The following is a 25,214-nucleotide window of genomic DNA, read 5'->3' as shown; positions in this document are numbered from 1 at the left end:
AATTTTTCTAAAATAAACAAAATATATGAAAAACCGATAGCTAAAAGTATTTAGCAACTAAGGAATCAGCACGATCTTGCCCATAACTTCCCCTCCTTCCATTAAACGGTGCGCTTCCGGCGCGTCGGCCAGGGGAAGTTCTTTATAGATACGGGGGCGGAATCTTGTCCCGATAAGGGGCCACACATAGGTCTGGATCTCACGTGCTAGCTGAACTTTAAACGCCAGATCTCTCGCTCGCAGTGTACTTCCCGTAACCGTTATACGCTTCCGCATCAGCTTCATTAAGTTCAGTTTTACATGCGCGCCCTCCACCGCGTTAATATAGATCAGTCTGCCATCCGGTGAAAGCAGTTCAATATTTTTTTCGAAGTATCCACCGCCGATACTGTCCAGGACGACATTGATCTCTTTATTTCTAAATACTTCCGAAAAATCTTCCCGCTTATAGTTTGCAACGGCGTCGGCACCCAGTTCCTTGCAAAAAGCCTCTTTCTGATCCGAACCAACTGTCGTATAAACGTTCGCACCAAAAGCCTTCGCCAGCTGAATAGCCGTACTGCCGATGCCGCCTGCACCTCCATACACCAACAATGTCTCGCCCGCTGCCAGTGCACCTCGCCGAAACACGTTGTCCCACACAGTAAATACCGTCTCCGGCAAGGCCGCCGCCTCTGCGAGATTAAGTCCCTCCGGTACCGGAAGGCACATGTCCTGATCCACAACGATATGACTGGCATATCCCCCTCCCGCGACCAAGCAGCACACAGCATCTCCCTCTTTCCATTCCGTCACTTTTCTGCCAACCGAGCTAATTATTCCGGCAACTTCTAATCCCGGGATATCCTGAACGACACCGTCCGGCGCCGGATAATTACCTTTACGTTGGAAAATATCAGGCCTGTTAACGCCCGCGGCCTTTACTTCAAGAAGCACCTCCGTCTCCTGCACATCGGGAAGACTTCTTTCCTTCACTTGTAAAACTTTTTCATCTCCGAATGATGTAATGACGACAGCTTTCATACTATTTCTTCTTAGGATATTTCTGCAACCTCATGTTTAATGTCACCATAAAATACCGGCCAAGCCTGTTGTTCCTCGCTTCATACAGGTCGTTACCGATGTATTCACTATATGTCCCCATATTCTTGTTCTGATCTAACAGGTCAAAACATTGAAAGCGCAGTAAAGCCAGCTTATTCGCAAGAAAAGCTACTTCCAGATACGCATTAATGATAGTAGGATTGTTATTCATGAAACTGCTTTCGTATCCCGCATTGAACCGCTGCGACATCTCGGCACCCAACGTTACATAATCGCTCAGGTAACCCCTTGTGGCCCCACTAAGCAATAAACTATGGGCCGTTATTTCCGTCTGATACGGCCAGGTATAGCTCGCATTGTTAAGTACATAGTTACCATTAAACATCGATTCAAAATAGTCGCTCCAGGTATATCGCAACTGCAGGGACTGCGAATATATAAACTGCTTTGTTTTGTTCCGCCGGTCGTTTACATAAGATAAGTTGTTGTAATAATCCGCTGTACCGCTGAAATCCAGCTGCAGATTCTCGTTGAACAACGGCGTGTTAAAAAGATAGTACCATTTTAGATCGTAGTATCCATCTGTGTTTTTGAAGGTGGTCTCCTGGATAGTGGACCCCGCAACGGCCGTCTTATCCGATACAATTTTGTTAGCTATATAGTTATAGGCAAAGTTAGTTTCGAAGTACTGATTGCGTGAGGTAATAAATTTCCGCAGTGTCGTATTTATACGGTTCGAAAACTCGGCCTTTAACTCGGGGTTCCCGACGATGATGTTCTGGGAATTACTGTTATCGCGAACGGGTATAATATGTAAAAAGTTGGGTTGGTTATTTTTTCCCATATAGTCTATTCCCCAGTCAAGTTCTTCGTTTATCCGCCATCGAAAGCCGGCGGTAGGTACCACATTGACATTCGTATACCGATATCGCATGTCTTCCCGGGGCAGATAACCCGTTAGCGTAATAGGCTGCACCGCAAATCCAACGTTCGCCCGAAATAGCTTATTTGGCGTATATTGGTAGGTCAACCCTGTCCTATTGCTGTTAAACCTATAGTTATAATTTACCCCCAAAGAATCCACGAAATAGAATCCATCTGTTTCCTGCGACTTCAGCTTGTCCTCTACCCGTCTCATCGCCGTCATATCCGTCAGCTCGTATTCATAACGCAGCTCCAGCATACTATAATCCGAGAACGGCTCCACAAACGATACCGAAGCTTTCATGCCGTCTGTACCGCTTCTCTGCTGGATAAAATATTGCTGTTCGAACGTCGACCGTGTTGGTGTAGACGTCGAGGAATCAATAGACACGTAGCTGTCCAAGGCATCCTCCAGCTTATTTTGTTCGTTAAAGTTTAGCACTACGTTTCCCAACAGCTTACGCCCAGGCTTTGAGAAAGCTTTCGCATATAGAATATTTACGTCCAGATTCGGATTCTTCTGATACGAAGTGTCTTGATAGACCCCGTGGTTTGTAACCTTGTTATTGTTGATCAGTCGCCATCTTTTATTTCCAAAGTACACTTTATTATAAGAAAACACCGGATTAATTTCCAGTACGTCCTTATTCTTGAATTGATGTTTAAACTCGGCTGTCAAACGGTGGAAATTATCATCATTTGTCGTCTGATACGACTCCTCATTAGATATAAGGTTTGCGACATAGTTAGACTGTAAAATAGAGTTCCCCGTCGTCACATTATCTCTTCTCGTGAAACTGTAGCTGGCGCTGAAGGAGGTGTTTTCAGCCAGATTATCAGCAAAATTAAACCCGACGGATTTTATATTATTGACACCATCGGTAGGGTCGACGAAATCGGTAGCATCGAAGAGCGACCTTTCTCTGTCGCCGACGCCACTGGGCGATCCAAAGGAAAATAAACTCGTATTCGTATTGTTTATCGATCCCACCAACGAAAATTCCTGACCGTCGTCAAACCGGTTCATACCCACACTTCCGATATATCGGCCGCTCGTTCCGCCACCCGCGGTCACCTGCCCAAAAGATATGCGCTTGCGGTCTTCTTTTAACACGATATTGATAATTTTCTCGGATTCCTCACTCTTTAGCCCCTTGTCGGTTACATAATCGCCGTAATAATCGATGACCTGTATATTTTTTATAAAATCTGCGGGCAGATTGCGTGTTGCTGTTAAGACGTCGCCACCAAAGAATTTCTTGCCGTCGACCTGGACAGACGATACGGGTTTCCCCTGTGCGTAAACCGTACCGTCACGGGATACCTGTATACCGGGCAATTGTTTAAGTGCCTCTTCGAGCAGTGAATTGCTGCGGAACTTAAAGGCATCCATATTGTACTGAATGGTATCTTCCCCGTAAACTACCGGAATGGTCTTTACCACGTACACGCCCTCTATTAGCGAACTCTGAGGAGTCAATATAACATTCGGCATCAGCACGAATGACGAATGATCATACGATGGTACTGTCTTCGTGACAATCTGATAGCCTAACATACTGAAGGAAATCCGGATATCCGTTCCCCTCACCGCTTTAAAGCTGTAAAAGCCCTTGTCCGACGTGGTTGTAGTTAACGTATCTAAAGAACTGGTCAGCCGCACGCTCACATCTTTGACTTTCATCTGAGCGGTGTCCAATACGTACCCCTGTATCTGTCTGCTCACCGCCTGGCCACGCGCCTCCATCAGACCCATTGCGAGAGAACCGCTCAAGACAACCAACCATATAAAATGACTAAAATACTTCACAAAAACAAACGTTTCGCCCGACAGTGATCAATATACGAAAAAATTGATTTTCAATAAAAGTTTCTATAAGAACGTTGAGTTATTGATTTTCTGTATAAATAAAAACGGGTTATTTCTTTAGAAACAACCCGCCATCAAAAACGTTTAAAAGCGTTATTCGCCGTCGAAGGTAACCTTTACCAGGTGTTTGTCTATTTCCCAACGTCCTGTACCTTCTTCCCCGATAACATCAAACAGTTCCAATATCCTTCTGGCTACATACTCTTCTTCTACCTGTTCTTCCAGAAACCACTGCACGAAATTGAACGTTACATAGTCTTTCAACTTCATACATGTATCCGCAATATTGTTGAATTGCTCAGTGACAAACATTTCTTGCTCCAACGTTTGCTCAAATACGCCCCGGAACGACTCAAAATCAACCGGAATATTTGTGATCTCCGGAGATATCGCCCGCCCGCCGCGGTTATTGATGTAGTTAAACAATTTCAGCATATGTTCACGTTCCTCCTCAGCCTGTCTGGCAAAGAACTTAGATGAGTTATCCAGCCCCTGGTCGTCACACCAGGACGACATGGCCAGATACAATGCAGATGAGTGTGCTTCTACCTTAACCTGCGCGTTTAATATATTCTCGATTTCTTCAGATAACGAAGACTTTAATTTTAATAGATCTTTCATATCGCTTAGTATTTGCTTTGTTTACTAATTAACAATGTAATCTCCACATTGTTCGATACAAAGATAAACCTAGAATAGGAGTTATGATTAAAAAATGTGCAATACAAATTAAGTCTAAATTAGAGGTAAAGCAACTTAACTTGTTTAGAATCAGTACAATTAAAAGGATCAAATTGCGAGCACGGCGTTGCTTCTGAGTATTCGTTTAATCTCACTATTCAACTCGATGACAAACTTCGCACCGGCCAAAATTTCCCGCAGATTTAGAATGTCCTCTACCGAGAGAATAAAACAGCGTTCGGTACGGAAGGGCATCAGAATTTCGAAGTCGGCCGACCGGGAGCTGTCGCCAAGCATGCAGGCAACGTCGATAGCATCGATACGCTTTTTGAATAGGAAGAAATCTGAGATCCTAAAAGCGGTAGTTGTTTGCTGAAATTCCAACCAATAACAGTTTTTTCGGCTGCATTGATAAACAGCTCCATGTGTGGAACTAAAAATCTCTTCGACGTGTGCTAGTGGGCAGATCATTCGTGCTATATCAGTTTTGCTGAGCAAATATATAGGTTATTCAGATTGAATCCAAATAAAAAAGCTGATTTTTGAAATCAGCTTTTTTTATAAATACGAAGGACGATCTTAAAACTCTTCTCCTGTACTGCTTAATAACTCTTTATGATTACTTCCGTTAGTACGGGTTTTTGTCTTATGTTTATTAATCTGGCGTCTAATCGATTCCACAGCGACGTCTGTCGCCTCTTCAAAACTCTTCGCCTGTGCCTTGGCGAATAGCTGATTTCCAGGAATATTCATTTTTAATTCCACAATCTTATTGGCTTCATCAACTACATTTTCCAACCGTAAATAACATACCCCCTCGATGATATTATCTAAGAATTGTTCCAACTTAGCGGTTTTCTTCTTGATAAATTCAACCAACTTTTGATCAGCATCAAATTTGATGGATTGCACCGTAATATTCATTTTTCCTCCTTTTTTTAAGCCTTTGGATGGGCTTGTTTATAAATTGATTTCAGTCTTTCGACTGAGTTGTGTGTGTAGACTTGTGTGGCTGCCAGGCCAGCATGTCCCAATAGTTCTTTGATCGCATTCAGGTCAGCTCCGTTGTTTAACAGGGCCGTAGCAAACGTGTGCCGCAGCACATGCGGACTGCGTTTCTTCTGTGAGGTGATCTGCCCTAAATACGCCTGAACAATTTCCCGGACCAACTTGGGATAGGCCTGCTTTCCTTCTTTAGTAACGATTAAGTAAGAAGATTTGTTTGGAAAATCCTGCGCATATTTGAGCTTTAAATAGTCCTGAATTTTCGATAGCAGTGTCTGATGGATAGGAACATACCGCTCCTTGCCCCTCTTGCCGAAAATCAGAACTTTCTTATTATAGGTGTCGATATCCTTTTCGCGGATCGCCAGCAGTTCAGCCAAACGGATGCCTGTACCAAATAGTAGCTCCAGCACAACAAAGTTCCGCATTTCCACGAAGTTATCCGGATCAACACACCCCTCCTCCAATAATTGAATCATCTTGGCTTCCTCGACAACGACCGGCAGCCTCTTGGCTGTTTTTAGCGCCTTCACAAGAAGCATAGGGTTTGTCGCCACCAGGCCTTCTCTAACTAAAAACTTGTAGAAAGAACGTAAAGACGAGATCGAACGATTAATACTGGACGCTTCTTTGCCCGCGTCTTTCATTGTTGCGAGATAGTGACGGACGATCCGGTGGTCCACTTCTTCAAAGGTAATACCTTCCTCCTCAAGAAAGTTCAGAAACGTGTCTATCTCGAGCGCGTAGGCAGTAATGGTATGCGGCGAATAACGTTTCTCGAATTTTAAAAAGCCTAAAAATCTATCCTTGTTCATCACTGACCTCCTTCATCTTCCATAAAAATAGCAAAAAGAAGGAGATAAACAAATTTTTACGGGATCTTATACAAAAAAAGCCGGCGCGTAGTGCGCCGGCTCTTATGACACCTCTGTAAACGGTTACAGCTTACTGTTGACGTCCACCGCGTTCAGTTCGTTAAAGGCCTGCTTTAAACGTTCAACAAACGCTTCTTCGCCTTTGCGTAACCACACGCGCGGATCGTAATATTTTTTATTAGGAGAATCTTCTCCCTCCGGATTTCCGATCTGGCCTTGTAAATAGTCGTGATTTTTCGCTTCATAAGCACGTACGCCATCCCAAAATGCCCACTGCATATCGGTATCGATGTTCATCTTAATCGCGCCATAGGAAATTGCTTCCGCAATCTCCGCAGGTGTAGAGCCTGAACCGCCATGAAATACGAAGTTCACCGGCTTTTCTGCGGAAAGACCAAATTTCTCGCGGATATATTTTTGGGAATTGTCTAGTATCACCGGCTGTAATTTGACGTTTCCTGGCTTGTACACACCGTGAACGTTACCAAACGCCGCTGCGACAGTAAACTTATCCGAAACCTTTGAAAGTTCTTCGTATGCGTAAGCAACTTCTTCCGGCTGCGTATATAATTTCGAACTATCAACATCCGAATTGTCCACACCATCTTCTTCACCACCCGTTACGCCCAGTTCGATTTCTACAGTCATCCCCAGCGGCTTCATGCGCGATAAATATTTCTTGGATATTTCGATATTCTCTTCGATCGGCTCTTCTGACAAATCCAACATATGAGAAGAGAACAGCGGCTTACCATGTTGTGCAAAAAATTTCTCGCCGGCATCGAGAAGGCCGTCAATCCATGGCAACAGTTTCTTCGCCGCATGGTCCGTATGTAAGATGACAGCAACCCCATAATGCTCAGCTAACAAATGTACGTGCTGTGCGGCAGAAACCGCTCCTAGGATACACGCTTTAAGACCATCATTATTCAACGATTTTCCCGCATAAAACTGGGCACCGCCGTTAGATAACTGAATAATCACCGGTGAATTGACAGCTTTTGCCGTTTCTAAAACAGCATTAATGGAGTTTGTTCCAATAACGTTTACCGCTGGCAAAGCAAATTTATGTGTTTTAGCAATCTCAAAAAGCTCCTGAACTTGATCTCCTGTCAAAACACCTTTAAAATCTTTTAGGCTCATATGTTTTTGTAATTTTTTAATATTGACACTAAAGGTAGTGATTTTTTTTCAATTTTACACAAGCCTTAGTGTAAAAAGCACACTATATACTCCGGAAAAACCGGAGCTAGCCGGCCCGGCGGTTCTTCCTCTTTTTTGCGGTAAATCTTGCCTCCATCTAAAATTTATAGCGGTCCGCTCCCATACCTTGTTTCGTTATAGGTTCAAAAAACTTTTATTAGAGAGCGGGACCACGTAAGTAACGTACTTTTTAAATGCAAAAAAATCGCGCTGTATATAAAGCGTTTTAGCGAGCTCTTCTTCTGCCGTCAGGAACTTCTTTGTTATAGAGGAATATATTAATATCTTTATCTGTTTGAAAAAAGGAATGAACATTTTATGATACAAGTTTACGGAATCAAAAACTGCAATACAGTAAAAAAAGCCCTCGACTGGCTCGAAAAAAAACAAATAGCGTATACATTTCACGACTACAAAAAAGAACCGGCTACGTTAAAGCAGCTGGAAACCTGGCAAAAGATCGTTTCCTGGGATGCACTGGTCAATAAGAAAGGTACAACCTGGAAAAAACTGACCCCCGGCGAACAAGCTAAAGTCAACGATGCCCAAACCGCCAACGAGGTGCTTTTGAAAAACAACAGTATGATTAAAAGACCATTAATAGAATATTCGGAAGGTATCATTTTGGGATTTGACGAACAGGAATATCAATCAAAATTACAGTAGCCCATGACCAATAAAATCATTTATGCATTCTTCTTCCTGGCTTGTCTGGCCATAGGAAAGTCGCCCGCACAGAACACGAGCGTCTACGATTACACGGAAGCTTTTCACCCCATTTTTTACACCCAAAACGGCACTCCCTATCGTTCCGCCAGCGGAAAACCGGGACATGCCTATTGGCAGAACAGTGCAGATTACGCCATTAAAGCGTCGCTAGACGACCTCTCCGACCGCGTAACGGGTCAAGTATCCATACACTATACAAACAATAGTCCCGACCAACTGAACCATATATGGCTTCAACTGGATCAGAATCTCTTTCACGAAAATTCCCGTGGACAGGCGGTTCTTCCCTTGGAAGACAGTCGCTACGGCTCCTCAGATTCCGAGTTTAGCGGAGGGTTCTCCCTAGGTAATATCCGGTTTGAAGACGGGACGGAAGCCAAGTACGAGGTCATCGATACACGTATGAGACTAGAACTGCCAAAGCCCCTACAGGCTGGCGGCAACTCCATCACCTTTAAAATGGATTTTTCATACACTGTTCCCGAGTACGGGGCTGACCGTACCGGCATCCTTACCACAAAGAACGGTAAAATATATACCATCGCACAGTGGTATCCAAGAGTATGTGTATATGACGACATTATCGGCTGGAACACTGAACCTTACACAGGACCGGGAGAATTTTATCTTGAATTCGGATCATATACTGTTGATATTACGGCGCCGGCAGACCATATTGTTGTCGCAGGCGGTGAACTGCTGAACCCTGAAGAAGTATGGACCAGCGAACAGCTATCCCGGTACAAGCAGGCATTCCAAAGCGACAGAACGGTTTTGATACGCTCGGCCGAAGAGGTCGCCAAAGCTTCCTCCCGCCCGAGCAAAAAGACACTCACGTGGAAGTTTAAACTCGATCAGGCCCATGACTTTGCCTGGGCTTCCTCCAAAGCCTTTATCGTTGACGGTGCGAAAATTAACAGGCCCGGCGGACGCCCTGCCCTTGCGCTTTCTGCATATCCTGTTGAAAGCAATGGGAACAACGCCTGGGAACGCTCGACAGAATATACAAAAGCAGCTATTGAACACTATAGCAAAAAATGGATGGAATACCCTTATCCCGTGGCGGTAAACGTAGCGTCCAACGTCGGAGGTATGGAATACCCTGCAATCTCGTTCTGCGGCCATGAAGCCAAAGCCGGCAACCTGTGGGGCGTAACCGATCATGAATTCGGGCACAACTGGTTTCCCATGATCGTGGGCAGTAACGAGCGTCTGCACGCCTGGATGGATGAAGGCTTCAACACCTTTATCAACGAAATATCAACAGAAGAATTCAACAAAGGAGAGTACCGTAGACGGTTCGGAAACAGAAACAGCATGGCCAGGGCTTTTGCGCAACCCGGCCTGGAGCCCATTATGTCGACGCCGCAAAATATGAAAGAGCGCAATATCGGTATCCTTGCTTATTACAAGCCCGCTTTCGGACTACGCCTCTTGCGCGACGAGATAGTTGGTGCAGAGCGGTTCGACCGGGCATTCCGTAAGTACATAGAATACTGGGCTTATAAACATCCAACCCCCGACGACTTTTTCCGTACAATGGAAAATGAAACCGGCGAAAACCTTGCCTGGTTCTGGCGCGGCTGGTTTAAACACAATTGGCTTTTAGACCAGGCTGTACGGGAGGTCACGTACGACAATATGGATCCGAAAAACGGCGCGTTGATTACAATAGATAACCTGCAAAAACTTCCAATGCCGGTCGTTATTGAGGCTACCACAGAGTCAGGTGCCAAAATCCGGAAAAAACTGCCGGTTGAAATATGGCAACGGAACAAATCATGGCGCTTTAAACTAAAAACCACAGAGAAGCTGACGAAAGTCGTGATCGACCCTGATAACGTTTATCCTGATGTAAATCCCGAAAACAATGTCTGGCCAAAAAATTAGACCCATGGAGATGACGGTATATCGTGCTTGTTGGAAGACACTCCTTTTGTTTTTAACAGTTTGCCTGGCAGGCCAGGTGGTCGCTCAGGAAAAATCTATTAAAGGGATAGTTTACGAACTGGAAAGCAGCCAGCGGATAAAAGATGTAGTGATAAAAAACCTCCGTACTAATGCGGAGGCCCATTCTGATGTCGACGGAAATTTCGTCATCACGGGGCAGATCAACGACCTGCTTACGTTTACACAAGCAGGATATGAAGTAGATACTGCATTTATTTACGAGGAAGGGGTGCAACGAATTTATCTGGTACGTGATAACAAGAGCATCGTCATTGACGAGGTGGTGGTCAGCCGGCTGACCGACAGCCGGCTTGTTGCCGAAATTGCCCGAGCACGAAACGAAGGCCAGGTCACCGAGGCATCGCAACATAGAGGAGGGCTTCGTCTCTCTCCTTCCCGATTGTTCGGCCGACAAAGTAAGCTTGCAAGGAAGAACCTGGAGTTGCTGCTCGAAGAGCAAACAAACCGAAAAATAGACCGTATCTTCACCGACCAGACGATCCGCGCTGTCGTGCCACTCAGCGAAACGGAACTTCCGCTGTTCCGCGAGCAGTTTCGCCCCACATGGAAATTTATTGAAACGGCATCTCCGGAGGATCTGAGAATTTACATCCTCGACGCATACGCTAAATTTAAGTCACAACAATAAAATTACTACTAACCACTACATTATGCTTTACAAAAAGTCGATTCCTCAAATTATCAGTGAGTCTAGGGAGAGCGGCGAGCACACCCTTAAACGCACCCTGTCCAGCACGGGGTTAATCGCGCTCGGCGTCGGAGCTATTATCGGCGCCGGTCTGTTTTCCCTTACGGGAATTGCGGCCGCTGAAAACGCCGGTCCGGCCGTCATCCTATCGTTCGTGATCGCCGCCCTCGCCTGTTCTTTCGCTGGTCTCTGTTATGCAGAATTTGCGTCGATGATACCGGTGGCCGGTAGCGCCTACACATACTCGTATGCCACTATGGGTGAATTTGTGGCGTGGATTATCGGATGGGACCTCGTTCTGGAGTACGCACTCGCCAGCGCCACCGTAGCCGTAAGCTGGTCCCAATACTTCAATCAGCTACTCATGATCTTCGGCATAAGCATCCCGGAGCAACTTCTAAAAGGGCCCTGGGAGGGCGGCGTGATAAACCTGCCGGCGATCATCATCGTGTGTCTGTTGTCCCTATTATTGATGAGGGGCACCAAAGAATCTTCTACTGTTAACAACTTGCTGGTAATTTTAAAAGTGAGCGTCGTATTGATTTTTATAGTTCTCGGCTGGAGCTTTATAGACGCCGCAAACCACAGTCCTTTTATCCCGGCCAATGAAGGAGAAGAAATGGTAAAGAGCGGGCAGCTTGGCTTCTGGGAGTTTTTGACAAGCGACCATTTTGGCAAATTCGGAATAACGGGTATTTTAAGAGCCGCAGGCGTACTGTTCTTTGCATTTGTCGGTTTTGATGCTGTCAGCACCGCCGCACAGGAAGCAAAAAATCCAAAAAAAGGGATGCCTATCGGTATTATCGGTTCGCTGGTCGTATGTACGGTGCTGTACGTGCTGTTTTCCTATGTGATGACCGGCCTCGAAAACTACCAGGCATTTAAAGGCGACGCAAAACCTGTCGCCACAGCGTTTGCAAAAACCGGATACACCTTCCTAAACTCCGCGCTTATCGTCACGATCATTGCTGGATACACCTCGGTCATTCTCGTTATGCTACTGGGTCAAAGCCGTGTCTTCTACTCGATGAGTAAAGATGGCCTGCTTCCCAAGATGTTTTCCGATTTGTCAAAAAATCAGACACCTTGGAAAACAAACCTGATCTTCATGATCTTCGTATCCGTCTTCGCAGGATTCGTTCCTGTCTCCGACCTGGGGCACATGGTAAGTATAGGTACACTATTTGCATTTACGCTGGTCTGCGTAGGCATCCTTGTGCTACGTAAAACCAGCCCTGAGCTGGAACGGCCGTTTAAGACACCATTTGTTCCTGTAATCCCGATTTTAGGCATCATCGTCTGCATATTGCTGATGGCGTCTCTACCATTCGAAAGCTGGGAACGCCTCGGCATCTGGCTGCTGATCGGATTGGTTATCTATTTTCTTTACGGAAAGAAACACAGCAAAATCCGCAACGCGCAACGAAAGGGATAAGCTGAAATAAAAAAAGAAAGGTCGATACGCATTCCGGTATCGGCCTTTTTTTAGTCCTCCGGCTATTGGTTGCTGGTGCCCCTGCCGACCATAGTGTATCCACCTTGACACCATCCGATTGTACCTGTAGTATAGACTACCCAGCCATAACGACATCACTTTGCGATCCCTTATCGCAAAAAGATTACATTATCGCGCAAACAGAAAACAATATGTCTGCCGTTTGCATTATATACTAACAGCGTGGGACGGAAGCAACAATCCGGTGTCCCCTAACAAACAACAGTGTCAGCATCCGTCCGGGGACGTACATCAAACAGACACCCCGGCAACGAAACACAGAAAATATGAAAAAAATTGCAGTAATAGGTGCCACCGGTTTTGTAGGAAAACCGGTTTTGAAGGAACTGGTAGAACGGGGATATATCGTAACCGCTATTGCCAGAGATGTGCAGGCCCTCAAAAACAGCGAGCACGTCGTGGCTGTCCAGGCAGATGTCAATGATGTCACAGCGCTGGCGGCGGCTATAAAAGGGACCGACGCTGTGGTCTCCACCTTCAATGCCGGATGGGATAACCCCAACATATATGAAGACTTTATCAGGGGATGCCGGTCTATTCTGGAAGCGGTAAAAGAGGCAGGGGTACGCCGTATCATCATTGTCGGAGGAGCCGGAAGCCTGGAGATTGATGGCAAGAGGCTCGTGGACGATCCCAATTTTCCGAAGGAAATAAAGGAGGGAGCGCTGGCAGCAGCGGACTTCCTGGAGGTGATAAAGCGTGAACAGGAGCTCGATTGGACATTTGTCAGCCCTGCAATCGAAATGAATCAGAAAACATCCGGAAAAAGAACCGGAAGCTACCGTACCGCCCTGAACACCCCTGTGTTCGACGGCGCCGGTAAATCGCGCCTGTCGGTAGAAGACCTCGCGGTAGCTATCGTAGATGAAATAGAATCCGGACAGTTTATTAAGAAACGTTTTACTGCAGGATATTGAGATAATCTAAAACATTTACGCACAAAAAAGCAACAATCAGTTTTCTTTTTGTTATTTTAGTAACAAATTGACCATATGAAAACTGTTTTAACAATGGCCCTTGCCTTATGTGTACTTACCATTACGACGTATGCCCAGAAACGGGATATGAAATTGGAAAAAATCCTGCAAAAGGAGATAGATGGCTTTCGCGGAGAAATCGGCATCTACGTGCATCACCTCGGTAAAAATACGACCGTAAGTCTAAACGGGGATACCATTTTTCCAACTGCCAGTATCGTAAAGGTTCCTATCCTAGTCGGCGTGTTTCAGAAAGTTAACCAACAGCAGCTACAGCTATCGGACCCTTTTGTATACGATACCAACCGGGTATACGGGGGATCAGGACTGATGCAATTTTACAAGGACAGTGCGAAAACAGATCTTTCAACCATGGTTTCGTTGATGCTTACTTATAGCGACAACGTCGCTTCGATTTGGTGTCAGGAGCTTGCGGGAGGCGGAGCTGAGATTAACAGAATCATGGACTCGCTGGGGCTTAAGCATACAAAAGTAAACTCGAGGACTCCCGGAAGAGAGGATATCTGGAAAAAATATGGATGGGGACAGACCACGCCGCGCGAAATCGCGCAGCTGATGCTTCTAATCCGGCAGGGACAGGTCTTTACCCCCCGTCTGTCCGATAAGATGTATCGATACCTCAAAAACCAGTTCTATAATGAGCGCTCCCTGTCTCAATTTCCGGCCCACATTGCTACCGCTTCAAAAACGGGCTCCGTTAATGACGCACGGGGCGAAGTGGTACTTGTACACGGCCCGTCCGGCGATTTCGTGTTTTCTGTGCTAACAAAAAATAATAAGGATCAAAGCTGGACACGGGATAACGAGGCCGAAAATCTTACACGAAAAATTGCCAATACGCTATGGAACTATTTTGAACCGAAAGATAAGTTTCAACCCTATGCGCCCGTTTTGTAAATAGACGGGTGCCTTCCATCCTCCAAAAAACCGTACAGGCATGTGTAGAAAAAGGGGCTGTCCGAATAAACTGCCCCCAGAAAGTGTCTAACTTTCTAGGGGCGCTACAGAAAAGAGCAGTTTTTTTTGTGCACAATGGCAGGGAAGAGTCTTTATAGACCGCAGAAACGCCGCTTCGATCGAAGGGAGAAATCTAACGACCAAGATGCAGCTTACTGCCGTTCCAAAAAATCCACATTATTCGATTTACCTGCAACGAACCCTTCTGGGGCTCTTCGTCCCTTCTTGAAACGACGACGATGCGGCGTTTTTTAGATGGCCTGTGATAAACCGCCCCCCTCTGATCTTCCCAAGGGTGCCCATGTATAGCGACGGAGTCCGGTTCAACTTATCGGCCAATAAACGCCCCTAGCCGACGCTATCCCTCGCGGGATGATGCAATAGACATCCCTTTAGCCTTCCAATCGGCAAAGCTCCCCGGATAAAGAAAAATCGGTTCAAATCCTTTGCTTTCCAGAAACGAATAGGCAACAGTTGCACGATCCCCCGACTGACAATACACGACCAGCGGGCTATGCCGCATATCTTCGAGGTTCATCTGCGGCAAAAAGCCAACAAAACGATGCCTCGCGCCGGGAATATGTCCCTCATTGTATTCGCGTTGGCTCCGCACGTCTAACAAAACCGCTTCGCTCCTTAGATTGTTTACCTCTTCTGCCTGCAACAGTTTGACCGGAACCAGGTCAGCGCCCTCGACGTTGGTCACGAAGCCGGCGATATTATCCATGCCTATCCTCATCAATTTCCGCGTGATATCTTCACGCTCCTCGTCCGGAGCAACGATCACGATCTGGTCACTGTAGGACAACATCCATCCGCACCACGTTGCCAATGCATTGTTATTTTGTATATTCAGGGCACCGGCGACATGTCCTTCAGCAAACTTACTTTTGTGACGTGAGTCGACGATAGTATAAGCCGGTTTTGCCATCACCTCAGTCACATCCAATACCGGATATTCTGGTACTTCTAACAGCAAGGGACGCTCTTCTTTGTTTAACCGCTTCATTGCGCTGAAGTAGGTTGGCACCTCCGGCTGATCGTGTAGAAGATAATCTTTAAATGCCCCGAAATTGTCAAGGTGCTGAAGAGCCCAGTTCCGGATTTTCTCATAGCCAACCGTACTGCTTGGCACGGCGCCCAAGGACTTGCCGCAAGCCGAGCCTGCTCCATGTCCGGGCCACAGCTGTACGTAGTCTGGCAGCTGCGAAAACCGCTGTAATGACCTAAACAGCTCTGCTGCACCCTCCTCCTTACTACCCGCGACACCAACAACCTCCTCCAGCAAATCGGGCCGGCCAACATCCCCCACGAATACAAAATCTCCGGTAAACACCATCACCGGCGCGTCCGAAGACGGATGATCCCGCAACAGAAGACTTATACTTTCGGGGGTATGGCCGGGCGTGTGCAGCACTTCTAAAGAGAGATTACCGACAAAAAGCCGGTCGCCATCCCGTAGCCCTTTATGGGCAAAAGCGTATTGCCAATCGGGCCCGCCTTCGTCCGACAGATACATGGAGGCTCCCGTGAGGGCGGCCAGCTCCCGCGTGCCTGCCAGAAAATCCGCGTGGATATGGGTTTCGACCACATGCGTTATCCGCATATTATTCTGTCTGGCGATTTCAAGATAAGTATCTACGTCTCTTTTGGCGTCGATAACGATGGCCTCACTTGTTGCCTGACAGCCGATGAAGTAGCTGGCCTGAGCTAATGTCTTGTCATATATTTGTTGAAAGAACATAATACAGATTTTTATCGTTTAATAATTAAAATCGCTTTTATTTCACCGATAAAGCGATACAACTTCTTTAAAAAGAACGTAAAGCCCAACGCTTAATATTAAATATCCAAACATCTTCTTTAATACGCCGCCGGGTATCCGGTTCGATAGAAAGAAGCCTATCAGCACGCCGGCAATCGTAAAAAAGGTATATCCCCCGAGCAGGGGCCAATCGATATCGCCCAATTTTTCGATGTCCCCTAAGACACCAAATATAGCGTTTACTGCGATAATCACTAACGAGGTGCCCACAGCACGCTGGATAGACATCTGAAAAAACTGGATCATAACGGGGATAATCAGAAATCCTCCACCTGCCCCGACAACACCGGTAACAAAACCTACAGCCACGCCCTGCACAACGGCGTACCCTCGTCGACCATTCATCCTGCGGTTGTCTGTACCAATAAACAAATCTCCCCCATAAATCATCGAAACGGCGGAAGTAAACATCACAGCAGAAAAGATGACCATCAGCACCACGGCCTGATGGATTTCTCTTGTGCCTATAATGAAAACCTCCGGAACCAGTGGGAGAACAAACGTCCTGGTGAGGAACACGGTTAAAAGCGATGGTAGCCCAAACACCACCACCTTTTCAAAATCGACGTTGCGCTGCGCCCCCGATCTGATGGCACCAATGGCAGCCGTGATACCTACAGCAAACAGCGAATACGTGGTAGCCAGCACTGGATCAACACCCATTACGTATACGAGAATAGGAACTGTCAGTATAGTACCACCGCTACCCATCAGACCTAATGTCGTACCAACGACAACAGCCAGCAAAAATCCGAAAATTATCTGAATATCGAGCACGTTCATCTATCAATGAGGCAACCTGTCCCTTACCATACCGTAAAGGTACGTTCCCAACACAGCGCTGGCTGCTACCAGCAACATCGGCAGTATCCCCGCGCCGATCAGCACAAATATGGGGCCGGGACAAGCCCCGACCAGCGCCCACCCCAGTCCGAAGATAACGCCGCCCACCAAATATCTGACAACCGTCTTTTTCTTCGAAGGGATAACCACCGGACGGCCGTCGATATCTTTCCGTCGTTTCAGCAACTGCGTGCCAACCGAGCCGATAAGGAGCGCCGTACCGATAAAGCCGTACATATGAAACGACTGAAAGTGAAACATCTCGTATATGCGAAACCACGAAGCAGCTTCGCCTTTATACATGGCCATACCAAATACAACGCCCAAAGTAAGATATATAAAACTACGCATAATCAGCTAAAAATGAGAGAAAACACGACATGAACCATCAAAAGGCCGCCTATAAAAAAGCCGGCAACTGCAACCAGCGATGGCAGCTGGAAATTGCTTAACCCGGAAATAGCATGTCCGGACGTACAACCACCTGCGTACCGGGTACCGAAACCTATCAGCAGACCGCCCACAACAAATAAAACGATATTCTTTAAAGACCAGACGTCAAACAGTTCAGTCGGATAATAACTCTTCCCTGCGCTGTTGATTCCATAATCCTGAAGACTTCTTACCGTTTCCAACGAAACGGCGGGCGCAGTTCCATTGGATAAGAAATGCGCCGACAGCAGCCCACCAATTACTGCGCCTAATAAAAATAATAGGTTCCACCGTTGCGACTTCCAATCGAAACGAAAAAACTCGCAGGATTTACCGGCGCCCAAAGCCGCGCACATCGTCCGAAAATTAGAGGAAAATCCGAAACTTTTGCCCAGCCAGATAAGCGAAAGCATAATGGCCGCCACAAGCGCACCGCCAATGTACCAGGGCCAAGGGTTTAATAACCATTCCATAATTGTTATTTTTTATAAACATACCATAAACTACAAATGTCGCCTATTAAATATTGATATTATGCTATAAATGTGACATAAACTAAATTCTATAAAACATGGTAGCAGACTCCGACGCCGCACTAAAGTATTACACAGATAGTCCAAAGAAGTTCAGGGATATCATGGTATTTTAACATTGCTCTATACGACTAAAAGACTTAACGGGTCCAGACATACAGTCTGACAACATTTCATAGCGCCCCGCAGGCCCGTATTGCACATGAAAAAGAAATTGTGTAGGTTTAGGACATCATATTTATTATCATGAAAATCAATCTACGTATATTATATCCGGCTCTAGCCGCACTTGTGGTACTGATTTCCTGCGATGCCGCCAGGAATAGTCAAAACGCCGGCGCAGACAGTACCGGATCTTCCGCGCCACAACCAGAAGCTCCTGCAGACGCCGCTTCAACAGATGTGTCTTTTCTCGATGGAAATGGTAAAAGTATAACACTTCAATCACTGAAGGGAAAGGTCGTGTTTATAAACTTCTGGGCAACCTGGTGTCCGCCCTGTATAGACGAGATGCCTTCTATCAACCGCTTGAAACAGACCTTTAAGAGCCGTGACGATATTGTGTTCTTGATGGTCGATGTCGACGGCGACTACGGGAAGTCGAAAGCTTTTATGGACAAAAATCGTTATGATCTTCCGGTATACACGCCCGACAGCGATATCCCTCCCTCCTTTTTAGGAAACGCTATTCCGACAACAGTCATCCTTGATAAAGCGGGCGAGCTCGTAGTGCGCGCGGAAGGCGGCAGGGACTATATGGCTCCGGGTACCGTGAAAGCGATCGAAGACCTTCTTAACCACTAACAAGACGGGTACGGGACCGTCTTCACGGCAAGAAATTCTGCTTTTTATGGTCGTTTTTAACTGATTATTATGCATCTTTGTTGTGACGCACAGCTTTCTTAAACACGAAAACGCCGCATCGATGATAGAAGCAATCGCATTAAAAGAAGGAAATTTCTACGTAAGCAAAGAGAAAGACTTTATTCCACTGGTTCCGGATTCACCTAACGGTTTAAAAGTAGCCGTCCAGCCATTTTTGATCAAGACAGATACCGGACATGTGCTGCTCGACGCGGGACTTGGGACACAGGATGACAATGGCCTGTTGCTCCACCAACGGCTTCAGCAGGCTGGAGTTGCAGCAGAAGATATCGACGCAATCCTGCTCTCGCACCTACATAAAGACCACGTGAGTGGGTTGGGTTTTTGGAAAACCGGCGTCTTTCAACTGAACTTTCCTAATGCAAAAATATATGTGCAGTCCCGCGAATTCTACTATGCACTGAAACAAGTCGAAAACCCGTCCTATAGCCGCGAGATCTTAGAAGCGCTTAAAAATTTATCAGAAGTGGTCTGGATGAGTAACGATCATGGAGCAATTTCAGATAACATCTCGTACGAGGTGACGGGGGGACACTCTCCTTTCCATCAGGTTTTTTGGATCAAAGACGGAAACAAAACCTATTTTTACGGGGCAGACAACTTACCACAGAAAGGATATTTTGATCTCAATATTGCTTACAAGACGGATTACGATGGAGAATCAGCGAAAAACGACCGACAGACATGGCGACAGCGGGCAGAAGACGAACATTGGAGAGTGCTCTTCTACCACGATATGGGCGAAACTATTGTCCAATATGGCGACCATCCTGGATAGTGCGGCTCCTGCAAACATCATAACATCCGGCAACACCGACTTAAAAGGTCTCCGCAACGCCGGCTAAAACGAGTAGGACAAAGCGGGCAGCTGACCGTCAGTAACAACACCAACATAGAAATGAAAAAAAACAGCTTGATATTCGTCTTTGCAGGTTTATGTATGCTGCCGTTCGGGAGCTGCCAGCAAGGTAAACAAAACAGCACCGTTCAAGACCATGCCGAAGCGTTACGGCATCCTGCCGACACATCGCTTATTGCCGTACTACGTGCCGATCAAAACGCCCGAGTGAAAGATAGCATCTCCATACTGTTCAAAGTAGTAAACCCCACATCGGACACGCTACAGTATACAAGATACCATACACCATTCGAAGGCATCATTAGCAATTTCCTGACGGTGACCGACACGCAGGGAAATGAAGTCCATTACAAAGGACCTATGGCAAAACGGATCATGCCCCCGCCCGCCGACACCTATCGCCGCCTCGCTCCCGGAGCCGAAGACAGTATCCGTTTCGATCTAAAGAAAGCCTATCATATAGACTCGGCCGGAACCTACATACTACAGTACAATAGCGAGCGTGTCAGCGGCATCGCAAATGGACAGCCGATTCAGATAACAGTAAAGAAATGAGTAGTGGGTAGTATAGGGGCCAGAAGAATTAGAGGCGCCTTTTCTCACCGGATCCAGAAAAACTGAGAACAGCCGGCCGGACCTTTATACCATTTTGGACATTTTAGGACATTTCAGGACATTTGTGCCAATTTCGGACATTTTGGACAGACCTTTGGAATCGGCCTAGTATGTTTGTCGTGTTCGGTAGTCCCCGCGGGGCACTGGACAGGTGTGCAGGAACTCGCCGAGAGCCAGTGACATGACGCCAAGAAACAAATTTAACTATAAAACTTTAGAAAAAAATGAATATATATATATCCAGAAAATAGACAATTCCCATCCGACAGCGCTAAAGAAGTGTTTTGGCCGTTCGCTGAACGACGTCTATCTGGAGGGCGATAGCGGATCTTACGTCTAAGAGCGGTTTAACCGCTTGGCCGGCACCTTGGGATGCCGGCTTTTTTACGCCTAAATATCCCAAAATGGCCGTGGTCAAATAAAAAATGGAACGTTCGTTTTAAAAAATGGCCACGGTCATTTTACAAAAACAAACTTTCAGTCGGAGAAATGACCGCGGCCATTTTTTTTTGAAGGTTCTGCCAAGCAAAAAAGAGCTTATTTTCCAAATATTTCATTTATCAATGTGTTAATTTCCCATTGGACAATCGTTGTAAAATTGCCGAAGTCTAGGATTACAGCAAAAAAGAAGTTTTTTTGATGCAACCACCCTTAATCGAACCCAAAAATCTTCCAATCCCAGAAAATCCGGAGAAATACTATCTTTGCGCCTATAACCAACAAATATGGAAGAATTAAACATTACCGGACTTTTAGCCGATCTATCGGCAAACAAAATTAAATTTTCCGACGTGCTCCTGTTTATAGAGCGCTACTACGAGTACACTCCTGCCGCATTTAAAAACGGTAGTTTGGAGAACGCCGCGCACGAAAACCAAGGAAGTGCCAAAATTTTTTCGTTGGCCCATCAAAACGGTTTATCAACGGAAGATACATTGTCGCTTTTCGCCGAGCACTATGAAGCCGTGCGCGCAGATCCTGCAGGCAGCAGTCATCAGAACATCAGGCAGTTCAGCAAGACAGGCTGGGAAGGGATATCCTTTGACGGCCAGGTTTTGAAAAGACGATAAAGGTATCGTATCCGCGGCCCAGCCGTCAAACGATAACGGGGGTTAAATTATAACGTCCCCAGTTTCATCAGGTAGCTGACAGTTTCCTTGTTTAACCAGTCTGACAACGTTGCTGAGAACTGATCAATCATCTGTTGCCTGCTCATAACCTTCGTCTTCTTGTTTTCGAAGACTTTTCTGTCCATCGCGACGGAGCCGGTACGCTCTACTTTATTCGCAAAGTAGGAAACGTGCTGGCTCGGAACAACCAGGCCTAGAATCATCCCAGGCAACCCGCTGATGGATTCGGGGCCTCCGCTAACCGGCAGCTCAGGCGTAAAGTAAGCAACTACGTACACCGAATCGGGCGTCAGCCCATTCGCCCGCCTGCAGTTAAAGCCTGCTATATCCCGATATTCGTCTGTTATACGCCATTTGACCTTTTTGACGGTATCTTGAATGATGATCTTCTCTCCTATCAGGTCGTTGTACCTTTTGTAATCGCCCGTACGTAGATTCGATAGCGTCACCGCGTCTAAATCAAGTGCAAACATCATGATGAGTTGCTGCGTTTGTACATCTAGATCCGACTTGACGGGCTCAAACAGCGTTTCCGTATCGTTAAACTTAAGCGTCTTCTTCAATACAACCTGTTGCGGAATCCGCGGCAGCATACTTTCAAACTGCGGTCTCGACCGGTCATCTGCTTTCTCTATAAATTGCTTCGCCACGATATTTTTCATATACATGGTTTTATCGTACGTAATTATTCCGGACCTCGAAAAGAGCGCATGCTGCGCGTTCGCCGCGGTCCCGGCGGATAATGCTAAAAAGAAGTAGATATACTGAATAACTTTCATATACAAATCTGATTAAATAAACATTTTAGTAAAATCCCAAGATACTTTCAACATGTAATATCGACGGATAGTCTCAAACCGTCGCTGGGTAAACACCGAGGCCACCGAAGACCGGCTAAAACCACGGTTCTGGTTAAGTACATCGTTGATCATAAAATCCAGTACCAAAGACTCGTTTTTTAGAAACTTCTTACTAATTCCGGGATGAACAAGGAATTGTTCAAACTTCTGGTCAAACGCCTGTGTAGGCGCTTCATAAAGATAACTATAGTTCGTATAAATTTTGAGCGTCTTACTTAAAAAGTAGGCGATATTACCATTCGACCCAAAAACAAAACCGTTGCTGTTGGTATTGCTTTGAAGGTTTGAGTTCATAACACGATACTGCGGACTTAGATCAATGTTAAAGTTCAGCCCTGTTTTTGTTTCCCGCGAAATGTTATACGTAAAATTGTATCCCGTGGTGTTAACCTTGTTGAGGTCTCCATTGAAAAAGTTGTAATTTATACTGCTGGAAATAGACAACTGAGGAGAGTTTGCCAATCCGAGATCTTTGTCAAGCTTAAAATAGTGGCCTGTCCAAAAGTTAACACTACTGTTACTTTTTCCTTCAATATTGCTCCAACGGTATTCGTTGATAGTGTCGCGGCTCGTAATATTCTGACTGATCGGGTCTTTTTGCATCGAGGCTGATCCTCCAATATAAAAATAGCTGCCACTTAATAATTTAAACGTGTTATATCCAGCATTAAATGAGTTGCTGAACGAAGGCTTCAGACTTTCATTTCCTATGTAACGGTTTATAGGGTCGGTGTTATCTACTATCGGCTGGATCTGACTAAGCGACGGCAGGTTGTTACGGCCGTTGTAGTTAACCCATAAGTGTTTACTCTTGGTAAACGAATATCCACCGCTCACCGACGGGTTATACGTAAAAAAGCTACGCGACAGCTCGCCGTCCGTGTAATTGTTATGTTGATTAAGCACATCGTTGTTTAAGCTATTGCTAAGGTTTAACCGCAGCTTTTCGGTCCTATAGTTCAATGCAAGCTTATAATTACTGCTTAGGCGGTCAAAGGTGTAATTGTTACTGAACCGGAGATCCAACTCATCGTAAACACCCGCCGCCGACTTATTGAAGGATTCGATTAACGACGAGCTCTCGCTGCGTTCTATCCCTGCGCCGACCGAGATGTTTAAGACCTCCGACAACGGCTCCGTATATGTCAGTGAAGCCCGTTGGCTATCGCTTTTCTGATTTCTGTTCTTGATCTGATCCGTAACCGAATCACGCGCAGAAGCATAATTGTGTAGCCGGGCCAACAATGAACCTCCGCCGATATTCTCATCCTTCTTTATCTGAGCATTTAACGTAAGAGAGCGCCCTTTTTTCATAAACTTACGGGTATACAACGCGTCCAGCGCGTAGGAATTGACGTCCGCGTCCGACACTTCCCTGCTATCATTGCTGACGATCGGTGCCATTTCGGCGTTATATTGTTCGGAAACGATGTTATTGTCGTACCACAGCTTCTTTCTGTTTGCATGTCCAGAGATCGTCAAGACGTTCAATGAGTCGAGATTAACATCATACTTCAAATTCAAACGGTGCTGCTGATTTTCCGTGTCCACCGTCTTTAAAGTACTGTTGTTGATGATTCCCGTTGTGATCGTCTCATCCTCTCCGTCGCTGGCAATGCGCCCGTACTTATAACTCAGATTCACATTATGCTTATTCTCGTTAAATTTATCCGAATACGTGACGCCCGAGTTGATAGCATTCGGTACGCCGACCACACCACGGCCAGAGAAAGGATCTTCTACGCCGGAAAACCAGGTACTCCCATCGTCCCCGTAGCTCACGCCGCTATCTCCTCCATATCTTTCCGCCTCTTCTCTTCCGAGACTGGTTGTCGCGTTATTCCCAAACAATGCATACGCGGATATCTTCTGACTGCCTTTAAACTTGTTAGCCATAATCTGGCCCATATAGTAGTTGTCGGTTCCGCCTCCTAACAGCGCCTTGCCGAACATTCCGTTTTTAGCGTTCTCCTTAAGCTTCACATTAATCGTCTGTTCCCGCTGTCCGTCATCTACGCCTGTGCGTTCGGCTTGTTCTGATTTCTTTTCATATACCTGAACCTTATCGACCATATCGGAGCGTATGTTCCGCGTTACAAGCGTGGGGTCATCGCCAAAGAACTCTTCGCCATCAACAAGCACTCTTTTAACTGTTTTACCCTGTGCGGTGATATTTCCGGCCGCATCGACCGTAATTCCCGGTAATACCTTCAGCAAATCTTCGACTTTTGCATTTTTTTCGACAGTGAAACTGCCAGCGTCATATTCCGTGGTGTCGCCGTTAATCTTGATTGGAATCCGCCCCGTTACGACAACTTCTTCCAACAGTTGTGCTGCGCTGGTTAAACCAATGCTTAAGGTCGGATAATCGCCATCCGGCTCAATTGCCGTATAAAAATCGCCGTACTTCGGATAGCTGGCGATTAACAAATGTCCCCCCCCCGCCGGTTGCGGGAGTGAGAAACCACCCGAACCATCCGAATACGTAAAATCAACAAGAATGGAGTCGCTGGCCGTTATAAGCATCAACATCGCGTTTTCCAGTTGCTTCTGATCTGCCACATCGAACACCGTCCCTGATATCTTCTTCTGAGCCTTGACGCCAATACATAGCAACATCAGTGCAACGAAGACAAACTGTCTCTTCATATTTCTATAATTTCGATTAATTTATAAACTACCAATTAGTAGACGACACCAGTAAAAAGTTACATCTTTTCGACTTTTCTTTTTTTCCTTATATGTTGGCGGATGATCGAAATTAATAAAAC

Annotated in this window: 23 protein-coding genes; 10 read left to right on the top strand and 13 right to left on the bottom strand. The window is 46.0% G+C overall.

Translation table 11 applies throughout. The annotated features are described in order from the left end of the window. Window positions 1–57: 57 nt before the first annotated feature. From BC792_RS14965 to fbaA, 7 genes are all read right to left on the bottom strand, one after another. Window positions 58–1,023 carry an NAD(P)H-quinone oxidoreductase gene (locus BC792_RS14965; RefSeq protein ID WP_148909825.1) on the bottom strand — a complete coding sequence of 322 codons (966 nt, stop codon included), beginning with the start codon at window positions 1,021–1,023 and terminating at the stop codon, window positions 58–60. Between the two features lies 1 nt (window position 1,024). Next, window positions 1,025–3,778: an outer membrane beta-barrel protein gene (locus BC792_RS14960; protein WP_246155122.1), complete on the bottom strand. Its 2,754-nt coding sequence runs from the start codon at window positions 3,776–3,778 to the stop codon at window positions 1,025–1,027. Between the two features lie 153 nt (window positions 3,779–3,931). Then, complete coding sequence (locus tag BC792_RS14955; RefSeq protein ID WP_148909824.1) at window positions 3,932–4,459, bottom strand: ferritin; 528 nt, start codon at window positions 4,457–4,459, stop codon at window positions 3,932–3,934. Between the two features lie 168 nt (window positions 4,460–4,627). Then, window positions 4,628–4,903 carry a hypothetical protein gene (locus BC792_RS14950; protein WP_246155120.1) on the bottom strand — a complete coding sequence of 92 codons (276 nt, stop codon included), beginning with the start codon at window positions 4,901–4,903 and terminating at the stop codon, window positions 4,628–4,630. A 195-nt stretch (window positions 4,904–5,098) separates the two neighbouring features. After that, complete coding sequence (gene hpf / locus BC792_RS14945; RefSeq protein ID WP_148909822.1) at window positions 5,099–5,443, bottom strand: ribosome hibernation-promoting factor, HPF/YfiA family; 345 nt, start codon at window positions 5,441–5,443, stop codon at window positions 5,099–5,101. A gap of 14 nt (window positions 5,444–5,457) precedes the next feature. Beyond that, complete coding sequence (locus BC792_RS14940; RefSeq protein WP_148909821.1) at window positions 5,458–6,339, bottom strand: tyrosine-type recombinase/integrase; 882 nt, start codon at window positions 6,337–6,339, stop codon at window positions 5,458–5,460. Between the two features lie 123 nt (window positions 6,340–6,462). Continuing rightward, entirely contained in the window at window positions 6,463–7,542 is a 1,080-nt protein-coding gene (gene fbaA / locus BC792_RS14935; RefSeq protein WP_148909820.1) for a class II fructose-bisphosphate aldolase, read from the bottom strand. A gap of 378 nt (window positions 7,543–7,920) precedes the next feature. On the opposite strand from fbaA, the gene BC792_RS14930 reads away from it, so the two are divergent. The 6 genes from BC792_RS14930 to BC792_RS14905 all read left to right on the top strand — a co-directional run bounded on the left by BC792_RS14930 (window position 7,921) and on the right by BC792_RS14905 (window position 14,401). Continuing rightward, window positions 7,921–8,268: an ArsC family reductase gene (locus tag BC792_RS14930; RefSeq protein ID WP_148909819.1), complete on the top strand. Its 348-nt coding sequence runs from the start codon at window positions 7,921–7,923 to the stop codon at window positions 8,266–8,268. A 3-nt stretch (window positions 8,269–8,271) separates the two neighbouring features. Continuing rightward, window positions 8,272–10,221, top strand: coding sequence for a M1 family metallopeptidase (locus tag BC792_RS14925; RefSeq protein WP_148909818.1), 1,950 nt, complete (start codon window positions 8,272–8,274; stop codon window positions 10,219–10,221). Between the two features lie 4 nt (window positions 10,222–10,225). Beyond that, a complete protein-coding gene (locus tag BC792_RS14920; protein WP_148909817.1) occupies window positions 10,226–10,930 on the top strand; it encodes a hypothetical protein in 705 nt (234 codons plus the stop codon). A 22-nt stretch (window positions 10,931–10,952) separates the two neighbouring features. Beyond that, the gene (locus BC792_RS14915) at window positions 10,953–12,425 is read left to right on the top strand and encodes an amino acid permease (protein ID WP_148909816.1); all 1,473 of its coding nucleotides are present in this window, start codon (window positions 10,953–10,955) and stop codon (window positions 12,423–12,425) included. Between the two features lie 347 nt (window positions 12,426–12,772). Further along, the gene (locus tag BC792_RS14910) at window positions 12,773–13,423 is read left to right on the top strand and encodes an NAD(P)-dependent oxidoreductase (protein ID WP_148909815.1); all 651 of its coding nucleotides are present in this window, start codon (window positions 12,773–12,775) and stop codon (window positions 13,421–13,423) included. Window positions 13,424–13,498: 75 nt separating this feature from the next. Further along, window positions 13,499–14,401, top strand: a complete 903-nt coding sequence (locus BC792_RS14905) for a serine hydrolase (protein WP_148909814.1) — start codon at window positions 13,499–13,501, stop codon at window positions 14,399–14,401. A gap of 418 nt (window positions 14,402–14,819) precedes the next feature. Here BC792_RS14905 and BC792_RS14900 read toward each other — a convergent pair whose 3' ends face one another. From BC792_RS14900 to BC792_RS14885, 4 genes are read right to left on the bottom strand one after another with little or no spacing between them, the layout of a single operon-like run. After that, entirely contained in the window at window positions 14,820–16,205 is a 1,386-nt protein-coding gene (locus BC792_RS14900) for an MBL fold metallo-hydrolase (protein ID WP_148909813.1), read from the bottom strand. Between the two features lie 42 nt (window positions 16,206–16,247). Continuing rightward, window positions 16,248–17,069, bottom strand: a complete 822-nt coding sequence (locus BC792_RS14895; RefSeq protein ID WP_148909812.1) for a sulfite exporter TauE/SafE family protein — start codon at window positions 17,067–17,069, stop codon at window positions 16,248–16,250. 3 nt (window positions 17,070–17,072) lie between these two features. Continuing rightward, complete coding sequence (locus BC792_RS14890; protein ID WP_148909811.1) at window positions 17,073–17,480, bottom strand: DUF6691 family protein; 408 nt, start codon at window positions 17,478–17,480, stop codon at window positions 17,073–17,075. Between the two features lie 2 nt (window positions 17,481–17,482). Continuing rightward, complete coding sequence (locus BC792_RS14885; RefSeq protein WP_148909810.1) at window positions 17,483–18,034, bottom strand: YeeE/YedE family protein; 552 nt, start codon at window positions 18,032–18,034, stop codon at window positions 17,483–17,485. A gap of 306 nt (window positions 18,035–18,340) precedes the next feature. Here BC792_RS14885 and BC792_RS14880 point away from each other — a divergent pair, with 306 nt between their 5' ends. From BC792_RS14880 to BC792_RS14865, 4 genes are all read left to right on the top strand, one after another. Beyond that, entirely contained in the window at window positions 18,341–18,898 is a 558-nt protein-coding gene (locus tag BC792_RS14880) for a TlpA family protein disulfide reductase (protein WP_148909809.1), read from the top strand. Between the two features lie 121 nt (window positions 18,899–19,019). Then, window positions 19,020–19,757 carry an MBL fold metallo-hydrolase gene (locus tag BC792_RS14875; protein ID WP_246155117.1) on the top strand — a complete coding sequence of 246 codons (738 nt, stop codon included), beginning with the start codon at window positions 19,020–19,022 and terminating at the stop codon, window positions 19,755–19,757. Between the two features lie 120 nt (window positions 19,758–19,877). Next, a complete protein-coding gene (locus BC792_RS14870) occupies window positions 19,878–20,393 on the top strand; it encodes a hypothetical protein (protein ID WP_148909808.1) in 516 nt (171 codons plus the stop codon). 785 nt (window positions 20,394–21,178) lie between these two features. Continuing rightward, complete coding sequence (locus tag BC792_RS14865) at window positions 21,179–21,523, top strand: HopJ type III effector protein (RefSeq protein WP_148909807.1); 345 nt, start codon at window positions 21,179–21,181, stop codon at window positions 21,521–21,523. A 47-nt stretch (window positions 21,524–21,570) separates the two neighbouring features. On the opposite strand, the gene BC792_RS14860 is transcribed toward BC792_RS14865, so the two are convergent. Next, window positions 21,571–22,362 carry a GLPGLI family protein gene (locus BC792_RS14860; protein WP_148909806.1) on the bottom strand — a complete coding sequence of 264 codons (792 nt, stop codon included), beginning with the start codon at window positions 22,360–22,362 and terminating at the stop codon, window positions 21,571–21,573. Window positions 22,363–22,374: 12 nt separating this feature from the next. Continuing rightward, window positions 22,375–25,092 carry an outer membrane beta-barrel protein gene (locus BC792_RS14855; protein WP_148909805.1) on the bottom strand — a complete coding sequence of 906 codons (2,718 nt, stop codon included), beginning with the start codon at window positions 25,090–25,092 and terminating at the stop codon, window positions 22,375–22,377. Between the last annotated feature and the right edge of the window lie 122 nt (window positions 25,093–25,214).

This window comes from Sphingobacterium allocomposti, assembly GCF_008124885.1.
GTDB classification, from domain to species: domain Bacteria; phylum Bacteroidota; class Bacteroidia; order Sphingobacteriales; family Sphingobacteriaceae; genus Sphingobacterium; species Sphingobacterium allocomposti.
The sequence above is the reverse complement of the archived record's forward strand: the minus strand, read 5'-3'. Positions and strand labels throughout refer to the sequence as shown.

Coding starts and splice junctions, on each gene's coding strand:
- BC792_RS14860 (WP_148909806.1), bottom strand. CDS start 22,362: ATGAAAGTTATTCAGTATATCTACTTCTTTTTAGCATTATCCGCCGGG.
- hpf (WP_148909822.1), bottom strand. CDS start 5,443: ATGAATATTACGGTGCAATCCATCAAATTTGATGCTGATCAAAAGTTG.
- fbaA (WP_148909820.1), bottom strand. CDS start 7,542: ATGAGCCTAAAAGATTTTAAAGGTGTTTTGACAGGAGATCAAGTTCAG.
- BC792_RS14855 (WP_148909805.1), bottom strand. CDS start 25,092: ATGAAGAGACAGTTTGTCTTCGTTGCACTGATGTTGCTATGTATTGGC.
- BC792_RS14910 (WP_148909815.1), top strand. CDS start 12,773: ATGAAAAAAATTGCAGTAATAGGTGCCACCGGTTTTGTAGGAAAACCG.
- BC792_RS14875 (WP_246155117.1), top strand. CDS start 19,020: ATGATAGAAGCAATCGCATTAAAAGAAGGAAATTTCTACGTAAGCAAA.
- BC792_RS14915 (WP_148909816.1), top strand. CDS start 10,953: ATGCTTTACAAAAAGTCGATTCCTCAAATTATCAGTGAGTCTAGGGAG.
- BC792_RS14930 (WP_148909819.1), top strand. CDS start 7,921: ATGATACAAGTTTACGGAATCAAAAACTGCAATACAGTAAAAAAAGCC.
- BC792_RS14955 (WP_148909824.1), bottom strand. CDS start 4,459: ATGAAAGATCTATTAAAATTAAAGTCTTCGTTATCTGAAGAAATCGAG.
- BC792_RS14885 (WP_148909810.1), bottom strand. CDS start 18,034: ATGGAATGGTTATTAAACCCTTGGCCCTGGTACATTGGCGGTGCGCTT.
- BC792_RS14905 (WP_148909814.1), top strand. CDS start 13,499: ATGAAAACTGTTTTAACAATGGCCCTTGCCTTATGTGTACTTACCATT.
- BC792_RS14925 (WP_148909818.1), top strand. CDS start 8,272: ATGACCAATAAAATCATTTATGCATTCTTCTTCCTGGCTTGTCTGGCC.
- BC792_RS14940 (WP_148909821.1), bottom strand. CDS start 6,339: ATGAACAAGGATAGATTTTTAGGCTTTTTAAAATTCGAGAAACGTTAT.
- BC792_RS14890 (WP_148909811.1), bottom strand. CDS start 17,480: ATGCGTAGTTTTATATATCTTACTTTGGGCGTTGTATTTGGTATGGCC.
- BC792_RS14965 (WP_148909825.1), bottom strand. CDS start 1,023: ATGAAAGCTGTCGTCATTACATCATTCGGAGATGAAAAAGTTTTACAA.
- BC792_RS14920 (WP_148909817.1), top strand. CDS start 10,226: ATGGAGATGACGGTATATCGTGCTTGTTGGAAGACACTCCTTTTGTTT.
- BC792_RS14870 (WP_148909808.1), top strand. CDS start 19,878: ATGAAAAAAAACAGCTTGATATTCGTCTTTGCAGGTTTATGTATGCTG.
- BC792_RS14880 (WP_148909809.1), top strand. CDS start 18,341: ATGAAAATCAATCTACGTATATTATATCCGGCTCTAGCCGCACTTGTG.
- BC792_RS14865 (WP_148909807.1), top strand. CDS start 21,179: ATGGAAGAATTAAACATTACCGGACTTTTAGCCGATCTATCGGCAAAC.
- BC792_RS14900 (WP_148909813.1), bottom strand. CDS start 16,205: ATGTTCTTTCAACAAATATATGACAAGACATTAGCTCAGGCCAGCTAC.
- BC792_RS14895 (WP_148909812.1), bottom strand. CDS start 17,069: ATGAACGTGCTCGATATTCAGATAATTTTCGGATTTTTGCTGGCTGTT.